Source organism: Shewanella ulleungensis (assembly GCF_014648315.1).
GTDB lineage: Bacteria > Pseudomonadota > Gammaproteobacteria > Enterobacterales > Shewanellaceae > Shewanella > Shewanella ulleungensis.
In genome coordinates, this window is the sequence record NZ_BMQW01000009.1 from 145373 (window position 1) to 167963 (window position 22591).

Here is a 22591-nt window from a genome sequence, read left to right on the forward strand (position 1 = left end):
TAAATCGCCAATAATCAACTACTTGCTCTAAACTCTTTTATTCCAAAATTTTCACGTCTAAGTGTTAAATTAGGATTGTAAGCCGGATCAGCAGCAATAACATGCTGCCAATGAGACTGCAAATAAGACAATTCACCTTTAAATCTTAACACTTTTTCAGGGGTATCTTCATGTCCTCGAGAAACAGACTCATGATGATACAACACCGCCTCTGCACAATACAGATTTCGCCTGCCTAGCTGCAATACTTTCAAACACAGGTCTACATCATTAAATGCAATCGCTAAGTCTTGTTCGTTCAAGCCACCTACAGCCCAAAAATCGTCTGTAGTAATCAATAAACAAGCTGCGGTTACAGCACTATAATTATGACTCGCTACCAGACGGTTCATGTACCCAAAGTGATCTGCAGGGAAGTATTTATGCGCATGCCCTGCACCGCCACCGTAACCCATTACGACGCCAGCATGTTGTATCCTATCATCAGAAAACAGCAATTTTGCGCCAACACAGCCAATATCATCACGTAATACATGGCTCACCATGTCCTGCAACCAATCAGGCGAAATCACTTCAATGTCGTTATTCACCAGCGCTAACACTTCACCATTTGCATGCTTAGCGGCAAAATTGTTAATGGCTGAATAATTAAACGCTTTGTCGTAATTAATAACACGAATTTTGGGGTGTTTAGCTAGCTCAACGAAGTAGTTTATACAGTCAATGTCATCAGAACCATTGTTTATCAACAAAATTTCATAATTAGAATAAGTTGTTTTTTGTAAAATAGAGTCAATACAAGCTTTTACAAGTTCCATTGCATTTTTCGTCGGAATGATAATCGACACTAAAGGCGATGATGGCAACTTCCAGCGCAAGGTTAATGTTGGCAAATTTGAAGCAATGATATCGGCAAATGGCCGATATGCATCTGCCAGTAATGGGGCGGCTAAATTAAAAGGGGCGACATTTTCTGGGCGAGACACTAATACCAGTGAAATATGCTCAATGCGTTGTTCGTTACCATTCACATAACATAAACATAAAAACTGACTGATTAAGAATGGGGTTAATCGGCATGACTGGCCAACATGAGCCTCAACACGGCTTAATTTATCGACCCACACGCCCGAACTAACATACCCAGCAGTAAGCTGTAAATCGGGATTCCAGTCAGGCTTAAAATCAGGGAAATTATTGTTTCCTGCGGCATCATGAATATCGGTATCAACGTAAGCGATATTGGTTCCGGGTGTCACTTGGCTAGGTAAAATCATTCGTAAACAAGGCACGGTAACGTCCCCAGCGTAAATGATAAAGCATGGCGAGTCGGCTAAGCGAGATGGAATATCAACTAAAGCACTAATTAGTATAAAAGTGGCGTCAAGGGACTGACTTAGCTCTGCAGTTACAGACTGAACGTCTTTTTGAGGGCACCAAACAAGCACGTCCGAAAATGACATCTGTTGTTTAATAATACTGCTTAATGTAATTTGTAGCGCATCTGCATCAAAGGTAGGAACACAAATTAATAAGTTTAGTGAGGCTGAGTGCGCCAAATCCAAATGTAACTTAGACGTCGAAACGAGTTCAGTAACATGTTGCTGTTGATATTGTTGGTATGCGGTGTAAGAGCGAGTTAGCTCTTCCATGGTTTGCAACTGATAAAGCAAACCACTTTTATGCAAATTACGACTATACGCCGCCACTAATTTAGGGTGATTTTTTACCCATAACACCCAAGCTTTAGGGGTGACACTCATAACCGACTTGGTAAGCTTAACCAGCAGTTTTCTAACTATTTGCAACTACAACATCCTTATCAAGTCGTCAGCTAACTTACTAGTTAAGCCGTTTTTCATTTTCAATTCTTTGCTCATAATATTTAAGCTTACTTTTAATTAATGGCCCATTAGGCCTTAATAGCATCGCTCGAGACATCAATCGATAAGCCAAACCAATATCATCATTATTTTCAGCTAGAACAGCCAACTCCCGCAATAAATCGACATCACTAATATTGTTATCAATTTGTAACTTCACTCTCAACCGAACCAAATCATCTGAAGCAATGGTTGATAAAACAGTATGTTCATCAACACGACGTCCAATTAATTTATTGATTAAATTGGTGATTATAGATTTTAACATGTTCTTGTTCGCTACCTCAGACAATTTATATGTACTGGTAATATATTGGCCAAAATCACTTCGAAAACACCTTTGATAAGATACTAAATATAGTGAGTAACAAATACTCCGGTAAAGTGAAGGGTCACATTCATGCAAGTAGTTTGCAACCATCTTAAACTGGACCAATGATAGCTTTTGCTCAAAATAAGGTTTAGATGAATAAGAATGGATATCCTCTAACAAAGCATTAGACATAAACACATCATATTTAGAGCAAAAATCATTTATATAGCCATAAGCTTGAGTTTTGTAACGTTCTACTGTTTCTTTGTTCAGTAAACTAAACCTCTGTTTATCAGAACTAAATGCTTGTAATAATTTATCTGCTTTTAACGCAATTTGTGCTGAACAAAATTGATTCAGCCAACGTTTAAACTCAAGCGCTTCAAACGAGTAAGACGGGTTGATTTGCTTAGTAATATTATCCGGGGGCAATACACCCAAAATATGATAAAAATCAGCAACAATGTTACCACCAGCAAATGCATTAGAGCTGTATGAGCGTAAGATAAAGCGATCTTTTGAAAATTGTTCAATAAATTTATCAAGTTTAGCTAAGTAAAAGCGAGGTAATTTAATACTCTTTTTAATTGGTTTAGTATGATGATGACGCTTTACCGATTGGTTATACAGCGACTCGAAACTATCTAATGGGTTTCTCACATAAGCGATAAACCTTGCGGTAGGCAATAGCTCAACAATATCAGTCAAACGTTCGAAAAAAAACTCTGAACTTAACAGTAATGTATGAAAACCAGACTGGGAACAGAATTTAAGCAAAGCTACAACTTTAGCATCATTCAATACTCTTTCATCACCAACTGTATCAAAAATAGAGTTAAGATTACCTGAGCTTATGCCATTAACGTCGGTTGTATGCTCAGGATAAAAAAAACCTGCTTCAGTTAACCTGCTGCGGTCATTTTTCAAACAAAACTGTATAGCAGACGTGCCCGTTTTAGGCGGACCTATATGAATCAAAATATTAACAGTCATTACACCTAACCAAGAAATCAACCGGATGCGAAATTAAAACGAAAACAAGATAAGAAACTGTACGCATCGAGGTTCTAAGATTATTGCTTCATTTTAGCCTTATACTCACTAATTTTCCTATTTATTAATGGACCTTGAGGACGATATTTTCGAGCAATAAGCATTAATTGATACGCAAGATTGAGATGTGAATGTTCTATTTTCATTGCTGCATCACGAAAAAATGACACAGCCTTTTCAGAGCTATCAAATAAATTTGGGCGTGACAATAATTGATTAAGCAATCGATTATCGATTGTTACATTTGGAAATGAAGTTGATTTAAATAATGTGCTTAATTCAGGGTAAGCTTGAGCAATGGCTTGCAAACATTTGCCATTTCGATCATCCGTATTAACGGTTAGGTACAAAGCGCTTTCTTGTGTATTATCAATAACTTTGAATTTATCAGATACAATTCGAGGTAAAATAAGCGTTGGTGTATATTTAAGTAAACTCATACACTTAAACCAAATATCATCGGCATTATCGGCTAACGCTTTAAACTGGTCTACATTGGTCACTTCAAGATCAAGCGAGCCATTTGGATACAATACACCACCGTAACCTATAGGAAGAATACCAAATGGTGCCATAACTTCTGAGTCATTATTTAGCAATGTCCATTTGTCGTAGCCCTCAAAAAAACCATGTTCATTTGTGATCATCAATCGGCCACGAGACGCGATCACAGTATTAGGATGACGCTGGTGCGCATCAACAAAAGCCTGAACAACATTAGCAGGGATAATAATATCATCATCAAAGGTAATAATATGGGCGTCTGGAAAGATCTGTAAAGAAGGCACTAGCTTTTTATAACTTTTATAATTGGGACAGAAACGAACCTCGAAGAGCTCATCTTCAAGCGCAGCAAGTGCTGAGGGTAATTGCTGACGGTTTATTTCGGCTTCATCTAGCCATAGCACAATTTTATCCACTTGATAAGTTTGCTTTTTTAGCGATTCAATCACAAGATGAACCACATTAATGCGCTCAGCATAAGAAGTTAATGATATGATAACAGGGCTTATTTTCATCATTAGCACTCCTCTGTAGATTTTAAAGACATCTGTAATTGAATCAACTGATCTAATTTCTTATTAATTAGCGGACCATTTGGCCGAATTTTTTTAGCCAACGATATAATGTCAATCGCCTCATCAATATCTTGCTGTTGCGCCTCACTGGACAAACGGATCAATAAATCGACATTTGTCGGCTCTAACTCAATCAATTTTGCTCGGTGTTGTTTAAATGCTTTTAAAACCTGCGCGTCACTCACACCTGAAAATAGCCTCATCATCAGGGAGTAGTCTTGTGATAAATGACTGTCTATATTATCAATAGAACGCTGGTAGCGATCACATACAAATTGTTCAGCTTCAACAGCTAAAGAGGCACTATCGATCGAATCAATAAAGTCAGCATAACTCGCCTGATATTCAGTGACTTTAGCTTTATCTAACTCAACCAAACAGGACTTTGTTGTTAATTTAGGATAACCACGCCGATTACTTTTATAAGCAAAATTATCACCAGGACGACCACGATATAGCAATGACACATACTCGTACTGAGAACGATGCGCCCTGTGGTAAATAAAACTCGATTTCAAAAAATTAACTGATTTATCAAGTGCCTGCTTAATTTTTTCTTGCCCTTTGAACAATGATTGATCAACAAGTAGAGTATCAACGGGTTGTTTAAATAATGGTAAATGATGGCGGAACTCTTTAATACCAATATTGATTGGCAATAAGGTTTTAACCAGCGGTGATAAATTACCTGTCAATCTCGAGGGCAATCGACTAAAAGCATCAGCAGAAGGTGTGCAATCGTTTACCCACTCAAATGCAATAGGAGTGTTTTGTGGGTATCGACCAATGATTTCGTGTATTGATGAAGCTAAGCCATCTAAAACTAAAAATTCATCAATATCTAAAAAGAATATATGGGTAAAATCTCCTGCTTGTTGGCAGTCATACATGGCTTTAGCATAGGTAATAAATTGAATATGCTTACTTGCATCAGCGGGGCACCAATCAATCCAATCAGCATACTGCCAGCTAACGTTAGGATAATGCTTGTTAATGTTATTTAGCACTTTATCGCTGTTGTCTGTGGTTCGATTGATAAAGATTTCAATGTCATCAAAACCCACAAATAAATGATGATGAACCCACTCCGGTATGTAAGCCGCTTCATCTTTGGCAATGGCAACTAGCTTTACTTTATACTCAGTGTTTGCTGTCATTTCACTCTATCCATAAGCTGTAAAATCATGTCCATTTGAATGGCATTAATATCTTCTAATTTTTCAATTCTCTTCATCAAGAACTGCATATCATTGTCAGCACTATCTTTAACAACGTCTAAAGACATAGTGTTATCAAAAGGCAAATTAGGGAAAAAACGTTTAGCTAATATTTCATTAGACTCTTGGAAACGAGTAAAAAGAGTTTCCCGTGTTGTATTGCTCATTTCTAGAAGATATTTTTTACCTATTATCTCATTTGAATTTGGGGCTGATGAAATAATGGAGTTTTTAACACTCTGATCATGCTGATTTATATAAACAGTATTTATTTTTGCTAATGTATCGCATAACGCAGAGCTTATACCTGCGTTGCTCGAATCAATATCAAAATTAAGTTTGGCTTTGTTTATAACCGCTCTAGTGCAAAAATCGATTAATAAATTCTCATCCGTTAAGTATTTACGTTCTAACGGAAAAACTTTTAATACACTGTCGGAATAGAATTGCTTTAACTTTGAGGCAATAAAGTTAAAGTCTGCAAATTTAGTCTTGGCTAATTTACATACATACTCATCCAAACTGTAGCCATCTTTATGCCCCCATTGCTGCCACGCAGCAAGTAACAAAGTGTCTTGGCGGCGAACATAATAAACAATTCTGACTTTGTTAAATTTTTCTGCAAATAACTGATGTATAGCACTAGTCATTTTACTTGATATTGCATTAATCAAATTTTCAGCAGAAATAATGACCCTTCTGCAACCCATTTCTTCAGCATGATTAATCAGATCATCAATTTTGTTAGATAACTCACTAATATTTACTTCACCAGACTGAATTCGAGCTAAATAATCTCTCGGAGTATGAGTTAAATGAAATTGATAGTCTTCATGACACGGAAAATTAAAATTTAAATCAGGTAGAAAAATACCACGATTACGCAATAACTCCCGATTGGCATATAAAAAATCTTGAATGCTTGTCGAACCGCACTTTGAATGACCAGGATGTAATACTAAATCAACCATAACTACTCACCTAAAAACGGAAAACGGCCAAAATCACTGACTAACGGACCCCATTTTAGGATCTGTTGTTCATTTAAACTTAGTTCACCAACAAATGGGTTATCCCAACCTGCAGCATGCCATTTATCCAATGGGTTTAATATGTGCATGTTTTGTAGACCAAAATCACCCGGAATTTGTGCATCTGCAACGGCGTTATCGCCAACATGAATAAAGGTTTTATTTTTACCAAGCCCTTCTTTAATGTGGGGCCATAATGTGCCTGCGTCTTTGCGCTTACCTAAATCACTCGATACAAGTAACTCATAACCCACACTAACTCCCACTTTAGCAAGCATGAGTGAGACTTGCTCAAGCGTATAATAAGTGTCAGACGCCACCGTTATGCGTTTACCTTTTAACAATAGTTCATTAAAGATATCGACCATCTCATCTTTGGGCTCTATCATTGCCAAGTCATAAGCAAACTCTTGCTCGGCTAACTCATTTGATTGAGCTTCAGACCAACCAAGTTGGCTGCCTAAAAGAGCATAAGTTTCGAATATATTGACGTCGCCGACAAAGTTTTTCGCTTTACGCACCTCAAACTCCGCTTTATTGCGCTTGGCAACAAACTCGTGGGCATCATTAACAATTCCTTGAGACACCAGTGCTTTACCGAGCAATAGCTTGGCATAATCTGGCACAAAGTAACGTCTGCGCACTAAGGTATCAAAAACATCAAAGCTGATATGGTCAAAACCACTCAATTGATTACGTATACCTTCTTGAGTGTTGACATATTGACAAAGAATAAAGCTGTCATCATGGGTGAATTGTCCAGTTGTTGGGTAGTAAAATAGCTGCCGATAACCATTTTTTTCAGCCAGTAAACCTAACATTCGCTCTAAAGCATGCAATTCTGAGCCATCATTAGGCAGAGGCTCTGCAGGAAAATCATCATACTGATGAGGTTTATCTAGCAACTGTTTTAATGCATCTGGTCTGGCCCAAAACATACCACCAGCAGGGTATGCTAAAAAATCTTCTGTAAGCTCAATACCCCACTCTTTGGCCATTGTTTGTGCATGAGGTTTATTTTTAAGCCAATGGTTAACCCAGTTAGGCATCATCCAAAACGATGTGGGGTAATAAATGCCTGTTTTTGGCGAATCACGAAAATGATTTAGCAGCTGTTTAATCACATGCTGATCATTAAGTAAGTACTCACCTAAATAATCAGCCCATTGAGTTTGTGCCCGCCCAGAGTAAAGTGACTTTTTGGAGTGCATGTGGCAAAACAAGTCGTATGCTTGTAAATCTTGCGCAAACTCAACCAACATGGGGCCAAAGTTACGGCCATGATTAGGCACAACCTTTACCTTAACCTGGTTGACTTTACTGCATGCGGCAAATTGCTTTTGAGCTTTTGCGACTAACTCTTCACTACTCACGCTAACAAACACATCAACCGACTGAGGAAACTTAGATAAAGCATTGCAGTAATAATCAATAAATTCACCATAAAACACATGGAAACACATGGCAATTTTATGCTCTGTGGCCTCTCCGTCGGCAGTGGTTTCGATTGCTTTTGGGTGCCATTTGGGCGTTGCTGGTGGCGACATGCGCCCTTCAGCTTTACCATGGCTAATATAATGAACAAGTGCCTGTTCACCTTGTAAATAAATGTCGGTATTACACTTATAATAAAGCTCTGTATCAAAGGCGGAGCTTGGGTTAACACACGAAAAAGCCCCTTTTTGTAAATAATCCTCAAATGCTTCTTGCTCGCAAGTAAATACCCTGCACTGATTTGCGCTATACCAAGCATAATCGAATAACCCATAAGCCTTAGCTTGACTCAATAGCAGCATTATTTGTTTTTGAGAGTATCCTTTTTTGTTGGTATTGAGTTTAGCGTAGGCTCTAGCACGAAGGCGTCGATCAACACTTTTGGCCACACGAAATAAAAAGGGCTGCTGTTTAACAAAGTTAAATAGTGCAGGCATGCGAGTTTTAACGAACTGTTTATTAATCATTATGCTAAACCAAAAAATTGAAGGGCATTAACCGTACCATTACCAGTAACATCGTCATCAATATCAAAGATATGCCTCACTGAGCGAGGAACCATATTCGCCTTACTTAAATAGCTTGTAAAAAGCATTTCTAGCTCTTCAACGTCGAAATGAATACCGTATTTTGCTGCATGTTCACAATACTGAAGCGCACCTTTCATCACTTGCTCAAGCTCATGAAAATAACGCTGCGAAGCCACTTTTCGGCCATAGTAGAAGTCAAATTTAGTAGGGTCAAAGGTGTTTAATCTAATCCCCCTAAATTGGCCATAAGGTGCAGTGAGAAGAGACTCCAAAAACATCGAGCGATCGAGTGGTAAGTAACCATCGCCCAATTTCACATTTTCTTTTAAATACCCATGCATTTCGGCTTGCTGATTTTCAATAATATGCTTGCCAGGCTTAGAAGCAATTAAATAATGTCCGTGCGTATCTTTATCAAGCAAGATACCTAAAAGAGACTGAATCGTCCCCGAGTAGCCAACATCTACTAAGTGTAATGAATCTTGATGCAACACACCTAATGTTTCTAAATAGCTCAAATAAGCTTGCTTACTGGGGGTGATGACTTCTTCAATTCGAGTAGAGTGTTGATTAAGGACCTCGATAATTTTCTTCTTATCATCAGGTAAATACACGAGTTCTTGAGCGGTTTCCTCATCAAAGATCTGCTTGATTTGCGAGTCTGACAATAGGAATCGAGTGCGAATGAGGTCATAAAAAGCGCCACTAAAACTGCTTTTTAGAGAGTAAGCATAACTACGTTTATCGCTTGCAAGAATTTTAAATAAAAAAGCTCTAGACACCAGCAAATAATGACTTTCACGTTGAATATCGGCACCATTTAGGTAAGATTGGTAGGCTTTTTCTAACCAATATCCTTCTCTAGCGAGAAAGTACAACGGCTTATCTCTTGGCACATGATTGACTAAGTTTTGAGCAAAATAACTCAATAATGGCCCCATGAACGTTGTCCCAAAGGACGAAAATCGTGCTTCATGCACTTTTGTTTCGGTTACATTTGCCATTTTTAACTAATACCATGATGTTTATAATGAAAAATACTGACGAGGACACAACAACTATCACGTTGGCAATGGCTTCTGCTCCCTGAAAATAGTCTGCTAGTTTAAGTGGGGTGAGTTACTTAGTAAACCGGTAAAAGCACTCCAATCAAAATCATCCTTACAAACGTTTATTTTACGCACAATTTAATCTTTTAGGACACAAGGAGTTACCGGTTTTCTATTCGAGATTTATACTCTTGGTATTTGCGCTTTATTAACGGTCCTTTCGGTCTTGCCTCATGAGCTAAAGCCATTAAATAATATGCAAGTTTGATGTCTGTGTTCTCGAAGGAAATAGCCAAATCACGGCAAATCCCTACCTCATGTTCACTTACAATATCTGACAATATAATCGAAAAATATGCTTCATCACTCACTTTTTGTTCAAAACGTGATAACAAAGACACATCAAACACCTTCGGTTTGAAGGGGGTTAATTTTCCAGCATTAATTTTGTTTACAAGTATTTCAATGAAAGACTCTATTTCATTATTACTATTATCTAAATCCCAAAAGCCAAATTGCCACCATTTTAATTCAAGTAACTTTGCTATAGTGTCATGTTCAAACCGGTATCGAATAATTTTAGCTGGTACGCCACCAACAATCGCATAAGGAGGCACATCTTTGGTTACCAGTGCATTAGAACCAATAACAGCACCATCACCAATCGTTATTCCTCTAGCAAGCGTTACATCTGCACCAATCCAAACATCATTACCTATGATGACATGACGAACAGATTCATTCACATGATTGGAGCGAATTTTATAACCACTGCCCCTATGTTCAGCCAATGCTTGAGACACAATAATGGAATTAGCATCGTACGATACTGAAGATGTAGTAAATCGGTCTATAGGATGATTAATCCCCTGAACGTTAAGTCCTTCTGCGATACTGCAATATCGCCCTATTGTTAATTGAACAACAAAAGGTAATGGAAGCACACTATTGCTGTATGAGAATGAGCCCATAGAGTGTAGGTTAAAGCCTACATTAAAAGACGTGTACGGCTCAATCTTACAATTATTGTTGATAACTAGCGTATCGCCATGTTTTAAACGCTTTTGACCTTGATAGTGAAAATGAATCTTATTGTCATTGAACACCTTTTCAATATGGCTGTTCACTCGTATTTTCATAAAATAGATCTCTGCATCACTTTACATTGACTCTTTACACTTGAAAAAAGCATAAATAAGTTGCATAAAATCAACATGAGTTAAATACGGCGTTGTGATTGACTCTCTAAAAGGAACATTTTTGGGAATATCAATAAACAATGTCTCGCGATCTAGTCCATATTCGGCACACAACAGACGATTTGACTCAGCATAAAATGCGACAACTTCATTATATTGCGCCTGTGTCATGAGTCGAGTTCGCTGAGGTTGTAATTCACTGTCAATTAACTGCTGAGCAAATGACATAAAATCGTGGCGTTCCTGGCCAACAATATGTTGCATTCGAGCGTTGGCAATGCGAGCAAACTCCAGCATTGGATTGCTCCATTTCTCATTTAACTTTTCTTGTGAGAAATCAAATGACGATGAGTCTGTAACACCAAGCATTCCTAAAAATGATAATCGGATATCGTCACCAATAGACGACTTTTCATAAGGAATGAGTTTGAGAGCTTTTTTGCCAAAAAACTCACTCCATAAATCAATGAGCTTTTTATAATCGTAACGTAATGGTTGCGATTGATATTGCTCCATCACTTTAGGAAATACTTTTGGGCTTCCTGCTTTTATTTCTGTGGAATAGGACGATTCAATATAATCGGCCTGGGGGCGTAAATAAATGATGATCTCAGGCTCAATATCGTGCAGCTTAAAAAAATCACGCATAAAAGCCAATGCTTTAGCTCGTAACCGAGAACTAAAATGTTCTGCACTAATCACAATCGTTTTATCTGGATGAGTCTTAATACACTCGGCTAACTTGTCCCACAAATACAAAGAAGAGTCTTTAACTGGAGCAAGAAACTCCATGTATTTCCCATTATTATCAAGAGGGTGAAGTGCATTTACTAAATCAAAATGTGCATCTTTACGCTGACCAATATGAGGATACAACACACCATTAGCCAGCAATGCTTGCCTATTTAAGCTCATAAAATGCTGTATGCTTGTGGTTCCGGTTTTTTCAGTCCCAATATGAAGCACTACACGAGTCATGCCTTTTGCTCCGTATCTCTTAGGGTAGTATGTGCATAATATTGTTCATCGTAGCTGTAATGTTGCAATGTCATTTCCTTGTCGCAAATCCCTTTAAAAATATCGATTTGCGCATCTGTCCAACCAAAGTCTTCAATTGATTTTGCTCTACTCTGAATAACTGATGTTTGCTCTGGCCTGTCATCAGATGAGAGTTGCTTTTCAAACACATTTTTCTCTCTTTTATCAAATGCTAATAATTCTGAGATGGGCGTAACTACCGAAGCAGTATTGGTTGCCATATCAAATTGGTCAACTTCGATAAACCATTGATTATGTTTTAGAAGCTTATTAATTTTTTGTTTGCTGTTTCGCCAAGCAATAAAAGACTGGCGCCATTGCTTAACGTGCTGTTCAAAAGCAACTTTAGGAAATTTAATCATTCTGGATTGCACATTTTCCATTGCGCGGCGCTTACAAAAAATTACCTTAGCATGTGGCCAGGCCATTAGCGCGAGAGGTAAACTTTCTAGCATAGGAATACCGGGGGTCTTATCAAGCAATACCTCATCACCGTAATAAAGGCGATAAATTTGCCTTAGTGCTGTTAATTGCTGGGCGATAATAACAGTACGAGGAATAGCATTGACAAGATTACCGGATATAGATGCGGTTTTAGACTGCTGAAAAAATGCGTCTGCTGTCGTTAGCATTCTATTTACACCCTCAACTACATGTGATTCACCATGTGCTGATGACCTTAATGCCTTTCTACACGCCTTACCTAAAGCAGAAGTACCTGAACGTGGCGAACCAACTACTAACAATGCTCGTTTTGGAAGTACAACAGGTTGAATAACACCTTCAATAATAATTAGATTGTCTCGTTCGCCATCTTGATTCTCTACCTCAGCGACAACAGCGAAATGGGCATCGTCAATCAAATCAGTTCTTTCAATATTGATATTAAATCGATAAACAGCCTGTTTCGGAGCTAACATCATTTGCTGATGAAGCTTAGGCGCGGAATGATATTCGATGACGGCATTAAACTCTTCGCCTAATAAGTTTTTGGCTGAAACCGAAGTAATATTCCCGTTTACAACAATTCGCCCCTGAATTGTCAATAATGGCTTGAATAACACACCAATACTAGGTGTGGCAACGTTAACCATATCGTCGTTGGCAATAGTAATAAAATAACTAAACATATTATATACTTATAGAATTATTTATTTGCTGATAACTTTCTGGTAAAGACAGAGGCTTAGTGATGTTGCTCACTAATTTAGACTGTAAACTTTTGTCAGATAAAATAGCCATAAAAGTATCAGCCAGCGATACTGCGCTACGCGCCCTAAAATGCAGACCCGTCACATTATGCTGTATTTTTTCTGCCATACCACCAATATCGCTCACAATAACAGGTTTACCATGACTCAACGCTTCTTGAATAACCATAGGTGAGTTTTCCCACCAAGTCGACGGTACAACCACCCAGTTTATCGTATCTAAAATACGCCCTAATTCATGAGGTTCATAAGCGCCATGCATCCTAACGACATGACTCAACTTTTTAAGTTGCTTTGATATCTTGTGTTGAAAATCACTCTCTTGAGAACTAAAATTAGCCCCATGAATATCAATATACAGCTGCTGCTGAGCCTCTTCTGGTAAAAGTTCTAATGCATCGAGCAAAACGTCGATACCTTTAAACGGGTTAATTTGACCGATGTAAGCAATACGCACTTGCTTATCGGTCACATTGACATTAGGAATAACGCTAACAGACGGCTGACCATTTTCGACTACATGAATTTTAGCGCAGTCTACCCCCCAATCAATATAACGGTCACGCAGAAATGCAGACGGTGCGATAAAACAATCAACCCAATAAAAGCATTGTTGAATGTATTGTTTTCGCAAAAAAAAGTCACCGGGAGATTTATCAGGAAAGCATTGATTACACTCTCGAGTGCCTGACTCAAAACACAATTTTTTATCTTTACCTGTTTTAACCATCAGTCCAGAGTTATGACAAATGGCGTAATACTCATGTAGGGTCAGTACTAATTTTACATTAGGTAACACCTGCTTGATAATTTTCATCATCTCTATACCTAACAGAAAATAATGATGACAATAAATCACTTCTGGTGATAACTGTGTTAATAAATCCGCGAAGTCTCCCCATAAATGGCGCGTTTTAATATTTGAAAATAGAAAGAAATCGTCATGAGTGGTGTGAAATAAGATTTCTCTTTCATTCTTAATCGTTGAAAATGCGGCACCACCATGAGGCGAGATAGCTGTACGAGCTAAAAAATAGGCATCATCACCTTGTGATAAACATTCTTGAAAAAATTGGTAAGCAGCTTGCTCGCCTCCCCCCTTATTAAATTCAGGATGACCATGAGCAATAACTAATACTTTTTTATGCATAATGTTGCTTAACCTTCTCGATTGCCTGACCCCATTTATTTTTTTGGTATAGCCCATTGAGTAATGTCAGTTTGTATTTCCAATCACCGCTATCTACTAAGTTCTGTGATAAACGTTCTAAATGAATAAGTGACTCTTCGGTATCTAAGTAGATTTTTTTATTTTGATCATATACTTTTAAACACAAATCGGAGTCCTCAAAATCCCCCAGAATATAACGCGTATCAAACCCACCGACTGATTCATAAAGTGACCGTTCTATCAACATGCAAGCACCAGTAACTAATTCAACAGCCTTTGTGCCTTCACTTACCACTAATTTAGCAGGCATGCCTTTGTGCGGATGATAATTCATCCAAATACCAGGGTAATAGGCATCTTGCTGAAAGTGCATGCCAATATGCTGAAGTGTATTGTCTTCATAAACAAGTTTTGTGCCTAAAATGCCTACATCTTCCAATTTGTCATATTTGTTAACTAATCGCGATAACCAACCATGTCTAGATGGCAAAACATCAGAGTTTAATGCAAGTATAAATCGACCTTGAGCTTGGCTGGCCCCTAGATTATTTGCACCAGCGAAACCGAGGTTTTTGCCAGCGTAAACAGTTTTGAATGGCATGGTAAAAGTATTAAATACACCACTGCATGCAATGGTAAATTCACGTGCGATTTTAGGGTCGTCAAGCACATAAATAATTTCATGCTTAGCCATATCAGGGTCTTGCGAAAATGCCAAAAGTTGGTGCTGAACAAAGTCGTAGCGACCATATATTGGAATCACTAATGAAACAACAGGTTGCTCGGTTTGCTCACCATATTCACAAACTTGCGGGCTTAATCCATCCATAATAGCTTCAGCTTGCCAAATATCGGACACATGTCTCAATATTGCAGGTTGACCGCTGCTAAAAAAATCATCGAGGTGCACATCAACTAAACCTAAATAAGTTTTTAATAAGGTAGATTTAGACAAAGGCACAGAGTGTAATGAAACAGGCGCAGACAGACTCTCAAAACCATCAATATTTATAGATAACGTTACTGCTTTAAAACCGTCGGGTAATCGGCAAACACTGACAAAACCAGCAGCTATGTCCATTGTTAAATTTAGTTGTTCATTCAAATCATGTCGAACAAAACGAAAACACTCAGTCACCGTGAATGTCTGGCCTTGTCGATCGACTACAACAATATTGTTTAATGCTTGCTCGGTTAATGCCCAGCCTTTAAAGTAAAGCAAATTACCGTCGGTGACTAAACAATCATCAAAGTAAAAGTTTATCTGTTGCTTTTCATTTTCAGGTTTAACACTCTTATCCCTGCTAACAGCATCATCAGACTGATAAAAGCCTTTGATACTTTCAACAAAAACATCTTTTTTATCATCTAATGCAGCAAAAATAATGTCTGAATTATTTAGTAACTTAGGGGTTAGCGATTTCATATCGATAACCTTACCATTTACCGATATAACAAAGTTTTGAAAATCATTCGAATCACTAACAAAACAATGTACAAAGCCCACAGCAAATTTGTCATCTCCTAACCCTAATGCGTCAATAACATCTGGGCGAGGTATGCTCTGCCATTTTTGCTGAGTAATTTCTGATGCGGCTTCACTGATAACAAGTAAGGGAGCTGTACTTGAGCTCACTAACCAACCAGATAAACTCCAAACGTTGTCTATTTGTGCTACAAAGTCCACATGAAATACAACGTCATTGGGCTCAGAATTGACTTGTTCAGACACTTAACATTCCTTTTATTTAGTTTTATCTAAGTATTCTTCATGTCTAGGATACTAAATATGCTTACTTAATTACTATAACAACTCATTCAAGGTTTACTGATTTATCTCAAACACTTGATATTATGTGTAAATCGTACCAGTTTGAATAGCACAGATTGGCCAAGTCCATTTTAAAACGAAAACTGTCGTTCAATAACACCATTGATCATAAATTATGTGTATTTTTTTAGCTTATTTTTGATCATCTCAGCGTCGGGCTTAAAATATAATACCGCTTTAAAAAACATCACAGCTTCATCAATACGTCCAGCTTTTTCAAGGGCTAAGCCTAGCTCACGACAGAATCTAACTTCATTGATGTTTGGTTTAGCTTTAATCTCTTCAACGACTTTCGATATAAAAGAGTAATCCTCTTGTTCATCTGACACAGTGACAGGGGGTTGTCGCTGCGCTTGCGCTGGATTATTGTTCACTGCAAGATGAAGGTTGCTATCAACAACTTCAGAGTCCTTAATTACATCAATAATTTGCAGGTATAAAGACCCATCTCTTTTTTCAAGGAAACGAAGCACACTTTCATAATCCTCAACGGATGCTTTTTGCTGTACAAAGCTTTTTTGTGTTTGATTTTGAAGTTCTTGTAAATAAGGCTGTAAATGTGTGAGTGAGAAACGCGATATAAACTGCTCGAGTTGATGAGTGACTTTAATTCTCAACGCTTCATACACATCTGGGCTAAGTAGTGAAAAGTCCTTTTTACCCTCTGTGTATGACTGCAATATTTTATCTATTTTCACAGCTGATTTATCATTAAAATGATGATTAAGCTGCCTTTTTAACTCTAGCGCTTCAAAACAGTACGACGGATTAATTGATTGGTCTTCATCTACAATAAAATCGATATCAAAAACACTTAATAAGTCGCTTATCAGGTTATTACGCACAAATAACTGAGATGAATATGGACGCAGAATAATGTCTAATTCACTATTGTTTTCGTACAACTGTTCAATCAAACTCAACACTCTAAACTCAACATGTCGCTTTGCTTGAAGTTTTTCGGTTTTAAAGGCCCTTTTTACGGCTTGATTATATCCTGACTCTATCACATCAATAGGGTTACGAAGGTATAAAATAAAAGTAACATTTTCAAAAGCTTGATTAAGTTCTGTTAGCAAAGGAAAAAAATGTTCTGACGACAACAGCATCACATCACAAAGTGATGAATCGAACTCTCGTTTTAATTGTTTTACTTTTTTAGTATCTACAACAAAAGATTTAGACTGTTTTTTACTTAGAACACGGCTGAAATTACCACTACTCACATTATTTTCGTCTGCGGGATGATCTGGATAAAAAATGCCCTTTGATTGTAATAACTCTCGGTTATTGAGTAATGCGAACTGGATAGCTGATGTTCCAGTTTTACCAGGTCCAGCATGTATAAATATTTTTTTCACCTTAGCCTCGTTACTCTATTTCGCTTAATCAATCATGCCGATAAAACACAGCGTCCTTAGCAGGAACTTCAACAATACTAGATTGCATTCCTTTCCCTTTTTGGGGCCCAGACCTTATAGATTTACCGTTATTTTTATTTAATTTTTCTATGTTTAGAACATTATCATTATTAGTTGGATTAGCAATAACCGCACCATGTTCAAATTGCCTAATGGCCACATAATCACCAATAAATACCGATAACGACCTTACCTTAATAGCTGTGTCATCTTCTAATTCAAAAATAACTTGTTGCTTGCCAGCCGAGACTGAATTAAAACCATAATGACTAATAAAGTTCTCGGGACCAACCCAAGACATCTGCTCATGTGTTGAGGAGGTCTTAACCGTTAACAAATTTGCTCTGTCAGGGTGCTTAGTATTAGCACGATTGAGTACAATCTCTGCAGAAACTATTACATTACTAGGTTTGTCTAACTCGATTGGTAATATAAAACGCGTGGTTTTGCCCTTACTCCCCTTAAACACAACTGCCCCCTCAATACTCACCTTTTGAGTACCTGTTGCCGCAGTCAATAAGCCAGAAACATCGTGCTGGGTAATTTTTTTACTTTGGTCATCCATATACGAATATGGGCCTATAGGTTTCCCCAACCAACCCAGCTGCCTTTTTTTAAGTGAAAGTTCAGGCCAATTATCTATTTTAAGTCCGACAGGAGCATAAGCTGGAGCTGCGACCGCATCCATCATTAATGAGGCTGCAACCCTTAACCGCCTATGGTTATCTTGAGGTTTATTTTTAAGCTTTTTATTTTGGGGGGTTAAGCCAATTTTAATATAGCTAAAGCTTGGTAAGTGGCTATGTTCATTCCAGTAAAGGTGGCGATTCATGCCACTTGACCAAGTATCTATTTCAGGATCCCAATGGCTTGGCCATGTTTCACTTTCAATACCATTTAAAATACCAAAAGCTCGTTGCTGATTAAGTTCGTTGCCATCGGCAAGAATCAACTTATTATCACCAAGCTCTTGGCGTAAACTTGTCAAAAAACGCATGACCCCAACACTGTACTGTTGCTGGAAAACACGATCTTCATCAGATGCTTTACCATCAAAGTTATAATCTATAGGGGTTTTACGTGAATGATGTTTAAGTCCTCGAATATCTGCTAACACATCAAATTCGACGCCATCAAATACACTCAATGGCTGACCTTTACCCAAATATTGCAATAAATTTTTTGTTAACCGAATTGGCATTCCACCATCATTATCAATATTGGTGAAATTGTAGCGCCAAAGCGCCTGCTGACTTTCTGGAGCTAACGGAGGTTGAGAAACATGGGGAGCCAGATAAGCCTTTCCCTTTTTATGGCTAATAGGCTTAGAACCAAACAATCCACGTTTTACATGAATGGTATTACCTTTACCAACACTAATAATCTTAACTTGTTCAGCATTTTGCCAGTCCAAGTCACCACTATCTTTTAAAGGGACAAGTGCAAGATCATCAGCACCTCTAAATACATTACTGTCAACCACAGAAAACCTTGTATCAGATGCGGTTATGGGGCTGGTTGAATGCGTTCCTACAAAATACGTCCAGTCTTCGGCCTTAAATGCGTCAAAATCAAAGTTAGGATCTCTTGCATTACCATTAAAATGGAGCAACATTAATTTGGAAGGGTTATCTTTTTTATATTGAATAAACTTCCCCTGAGCTTCTATTGAGCGCCCTGGGATTTCCTCATCTAATGCTTTGACAACCATGCCATCAAGCTTAGACCAACGTTTAGCCCATTTCTGGTAGCTTATATTGGGATTTGCGGCACTATTTTCTGCATTACGAAAGTAAATCGCTTTGGGGTATTTATCGTTTAAAATGCTCAGCGACGACAGCTCAGAAGCTATACCGATAGAAGATGACAGCAACATACTGATTGCCATAGCAAATAAAATCTTTAACATATTTGTCACAGGCATTCTTCCTTAAATAGTAATCATAGAACTATCACACGAATGCTATATTTTACCTTAAACACGACTCTAACATGATACTTATAATGAAAAAACCTCAGTAAACTGAGGTTTTTCTTATTAATAACAAGTAACTTACTGACTATAGATCAACGATAGGTCTATTCCGCTTAATACTGTCACTCCAGCTACTTTTGTTGTTTGATTTAGACCACTGATTGCGACATCCTCAATACCATCGGCATTTGCATCATAATGTGATAACGATAAATCTTCCCATTTGCCAGATAAGGTGTAACGACCATATTCTGCCGCTGTTTGACCGTCTCTTACAATCAACTGAATTATTCGATTACTTTTGGTAAATCCCAACAAACCAAACTCGCTAAAGCCATCCTTATTAAAATCACCTAGTTCAGTGACTTGAATATCTTCCCAGCTCGCTGGCCAACTGATATTGGCGATGCGTTCATTGGCTAATCGACCATCGTTAATACGTACAAACACTTTGCCACTATCAGGATGTGTACCTAACACCGCAACCTCACGGATACCATCGCCTGTGCGGTCTGCCACCAACATTGGTTTCACATCCACTAAGTCATTTGGCCAACTGAAAGTTCGGATAACACCACGTTTATCATGGCCTTTTTTGACGATCCATTGATAACGATCATCATCTTTGCGCTGACCAAACTGCCCCCAATCAAGAGTGCCGTCGCCATCTAGGTCATCCATCTCAAATAACTGAATGTCATCCCACAATTTATTCCAGTTATATACATCGACCTTGGCATTAGCATCGGCACCATCATAAACAAACAACTGGCCTTTATCTAAACGGCTATGACGACCATATAATGCAACCTCTTGAATCCCATCCAGTGTCACATCAGACATAGTAACAAACTGCGGTTTATCCCATAAATTTGGCCATTTAAAGGTTTGATAAGCCGCTTTAGTCGCACCGTCTTTTACCACTAACTGGCGCGTGCCATTTGCTAAATGCACACCGCTTATCGCATATTCTTGTATACCATCACCAGTTAAGTCGGCTAATACTTCAAACTTAACCTCCCCTAAGGTTGCTGGCCAGTTCCAAACATCTATTCGCTCACCACTTTTACCATTATGTACAATAAGCTGATATCTATTTGTCGATGAATCGAAACCAAACACTCCAACATCAATTACGGTATCATTATCACGATCATCCAATAAAACAATCTTCGCAAAATCAAATGAATGATTAATAGAATATTGTTGAATCATCAATTGGCTATTGCCACTTAATAATTTGATCTCAACACTCGAACTAAGCTGAGTTGTTTGTAACCAATCAATTACATTATCGCCATTAACATCACTAAACAGTTGAACAACAAGAGATGACTCAGGCTTACTTGCAGGATCTAACGGGTCGGTTCCTGCTGTAACTTCTTGTTTATCATCGACGCCATCACCATCAGAATCAGAGTTATAAATATCAGTTCCAAGACTAATTTCTTCGGCGTTTGTTAGGCCATCATTATCAAAATCAGCTTCACCATCTTCAGAATTATTTGGATCGAGTCCTAGATTAATTTCAATTTCATCTGGTATGGAATCATCATCCCAATCATGCTCAATCACTTCATAGAAGTTAATTCTTGGTTTTCGGAATAAACTAAAATGACGATCTTCAGGTAAAGGCCCGTACCAAAATTCATCCAAGCGATCAATCCACTCTAAAACGTAAATTCGTTTTCCTATTCTTTTTAGGGGTAGCCAATGACGCTTTTGAAATATTAAGCATGTCATCTCATTGGCAATGGGGTCGCATCGATAAAAATCATACCCTTCATACAAATCTGTACGAGAACTTAGAGTTACTTTTCCAAATTCATCTTGTTCCCAATAAGTATCGTTAAACCCCCTATTAAGCAAACTTGCGTAACTGCCTAAAACCCGATTTGCCAATCCATCATCCAATAATCTAAAGCCAAATAATTCATCTGAGCCCAATCCTCCAGTGTCAGTTAAGTCAGTGTTTTTCGTAGTGATGAAAGAGCTAACCAGTACAGTATTTTGCAACTCATTAAAATTAGCGTTTTGATCCCAATTGATACCAAGAGAAACATTTGAAAAATAACCACTTTTAGACCCCTCCCCAAGCGCAAGATAACTAAAGCTGTCTCTTTGCTGCTCTAGTAACAAGAAAGAAACGGAGTAGTCTTCATCCGCACCATCGCTGTTTGGTTGCTTATAAGCAAGAGTTAAAGTTTTATCGGGCGTAACAGACCATTGCCCAGAAATGGATGAATAATATGTCGAAAACTGTCCATCTGCGGCAAAAGTGACAACATCTTCAAAACTCGTTAAAACTGAAGAACTTAACCCTAAAGTAAAAGATTGATCCGATAACATAGCTGAACTGAAACCAGTACTTTGTTGTGTAAGATAATTAACATCAATGAATGTTGATAGATGCTCATTAGAAAGGGCTATTTTTGAGCTAGCATCTATACTTCCCCACAATAATGAACGCTCGGTATTATCAGATAAAAAATACTCTTGATACTCTTCAATATAAAAAGTATCTGATTTATCTTGATTTTCTATTAATTGCCATTGCTGATAACTTGGCCTAATCTCAACGGTAATCCATTGTTCATTAGAGTTTTGCTTAAAAAAATCTATTGAAGCTTGGTCTACTAAATTTAAAGCAAGCAATTCTTCAAGTCGAACATATCGAATAGTGGCAGGATTTTCCTTAGGCAATAGTGTCATGACACTATTAGAGATAGACCATTGATATTCTATTTTCCCCGAATCTCCTATCGTAAAAGCAGCGCCATTAGAGTCGATTTTTAAATAGGTATCAGCAACGCCAGTAATAATATTCGGCTCGTCCAGAACACCATAGAAGTCGGATACATATTCATCTGAAATATCGTCAATAGTAAAAGCTAATCCGGCGGATTGTCTTAAAGATGGCGCTAATAAAATTTGTTTTTGTGAATTACCATGACTAACAGTTACATCGTCTGCCAAGCTTTTGTTGTTATGAGTTGTTATTGACAATTCAACATCAAATTCAGATGAAATTGCAGGGGAAGCAAGGACTGATAGTGTGATGATAAGAGACAGAAGTTGTTTGTTCAATTTTGGTAC

14 protein-coding genes and 1 pseudogene are annotated in these 22591 nt (G+C 37.8%); all 15 read right to left on the reverse strand.

What is annotated here, in order from left to right; genetic code table 11:
* Nucleotides 1-14 precede the first annotated feature (14 nt).
* A complete protein-coding gene (locus IEY40_RS16125) occupies nucleotides 15-1808 on the reverse strand; it encodes a glycosyltransferase family 2 protein (protein ID WP_229777136.1) in 1794 nt (597 codons plus the stop codon).
* Nucleotides 1809-1842: 34 nt separating this feature from the next.
* Nucleotides 1843-3189, reverse strand: coding sequence for a hypothetical protein (locus IEY40_RS16130; RefSeq protein WP_188957960.1), 1347 nt, complete (start codon nucleotides 3187-3189; stop codon nucleotides 1843-1845).
* 80 nt (nucleotides 3190-3269) lie between these two features.
* Nucleotides 3270-4271, reverse strand: coding sequence for a hypothetical protein (locus IEY40_RS16135; RefSeq protein WP_188957962.1), 1002 nt, complete (start codon nucleotides 4269-4271; stop codon nucleotides 3270-3272).
* Nucleotides 4271-5485: a glycosyltransferase family 2 protein gene (locus IEY40_RS16140; protein ID WP_188957965.1), complete on the reverse strand. Its 1215-nt coding sequence runs from the start codon at nucleotides 5483-5485 to the stop codon at nucleotides 4271-4273. Before IEY40_RS16140 ends, IEY40_RS16135 begins: the two co-directional genes overlap by 1 nt.
* The gene (locus IEY40_RS16145; protein WP_188957967.1) at nucleotides 5482-6516 is read right to left on the reverse strand and encodes a hypothetical protein; all 1035 of its coding nucleotides are present in this window, start codon (nucleotides 6514-6516) and stop codon (nucleotides 5482-5484) included. Before IEY40_RS16145 ends, IEY40_RS16140 begins: the two co-directional genes overlap by 4 nt.
* A 2-nt stretch (nucleotides 6517-6518) precedes the next feature.
* Nucleotides 6519-8537, reverse strand: coding sequence for a rhamnan synthesis F family protein (locus tag IEY40_RS16150; RefSeq protein WP_188957969.1), 2019 nt, complete (start codon nucleotides 8535-8537; stop codon nucleotides 6519-6521).
* Complete coding sequence (locus IEY40_RS16155) at nucleotides 8537-9604, reverse strand: HAD family hydrolase (RefSeq protein ID WP_229777137.1); 1068 nt, start codon at nucleotides 9602-9604, stop codon at nucleotides 8537-8539. Before IEY40_RS16155 ends, IEY40_RS16150 begins: the two co-directional genes overlap by 1 nt.
* Before the next feature lie 563 nt (nucleotides 9605-10167).
* A pseudogene (locus IEY40_RS20200) lies at nucleotides 10168-10371 on the reverse strand (CatB-related O-acetyltransferase); the annotation flags it as partial.
* A gap of 438 nt (nucleotides 10372-10809) precedes the next feature.
* Nucleotides 10810-11826: a hypothetical protein gene (locus IEY40_RS16165; protein WP_188957973.1), complete on the reverse strand. Its 1017-nt coding sequence runs from the start codon at nucleotides 11824-11826 to the stop codon at nucleotides 10810-10812.
* On the reverse strand, nucleotides 11823-13016 hold the full coding sequence (locus tag IEY40_RS16170) for a sulfotransferase (RefSeq protein ID WP_188957975.1): 1194 nt from the start codon (nucleotides 13014-13016) through the stop codon (nucleotides 11823-11825). Before IEY40_RS16170 ends, IEY40_RS16165 begins: the two co-directional genes overlap by 4 nt.
* A gap of 1 nt (nucleotide 13017) precedes the next feature.
* A complete protein-coding gene (locus IEY40_RS16175; RefSeq protein WP_188957977.1) occupies nucleotides 13018-14247 on the reverse strand; it encodes a glycosyltransferase family 4 protein in 1230 nt (409 codons plus the stop codon).
* Nucleotides 14240-16000 (reverse strand): glycosyltransferase family 2 protein, encoded by a 1761-nt coding sequence (locus tag IEY40_RS16180; RefSeq protein ID WP_188957979.1) that lies wholly within the window; start codon nucleotides 15998-16000, stop codon nucleotides 14240-14242. Before IEY40_RS16180 ends, IEY40_RS16175 begins: the two co-directional genes overlap by 8 nt.
* Before the next feature lie 212 nt (nucleotides 16001-16212).
* A complete protein-coding gene (locus IEY40_RS16185; RefSeq protein ID WP_188957981.1) occupies nucleotides 16213-17460 on the reverse strand; it encodes a hypothetical protein in 1248 nt (415 codons plus the stop codon).
* Nucleotides 17461-17488: 28 nt separating this feature from the next.
* Nucleotides 17489-19438 carry a hypothetical protein gene (locus tag IEY40_RS16190; protein ID WP_188957983.1) on the reverse strand — a complete coding sequence of 650 codons (1950 nt, stop codon included), beginning with the start codon at nucleotides 19436-19438 and terminating at the stop codon, nucleotides 17489-17491.
* A 135-nt stretch (nucleotides 19439-19573) separates the two neighbouring features.
* Nucleotides 19574-22582: a hypothetical protein gene (locus tag IEY40_RS16195; RefSeq protein WP_188957985.1), complete on the reverse strand. Its 3009-nt coding sequence runs from the start codon at nucleotides 22580-22582 to the stop codon at nucleotides 19574-19576.
* Nucleotides 22583-22591: the final 9 nt, after the last annotated feature.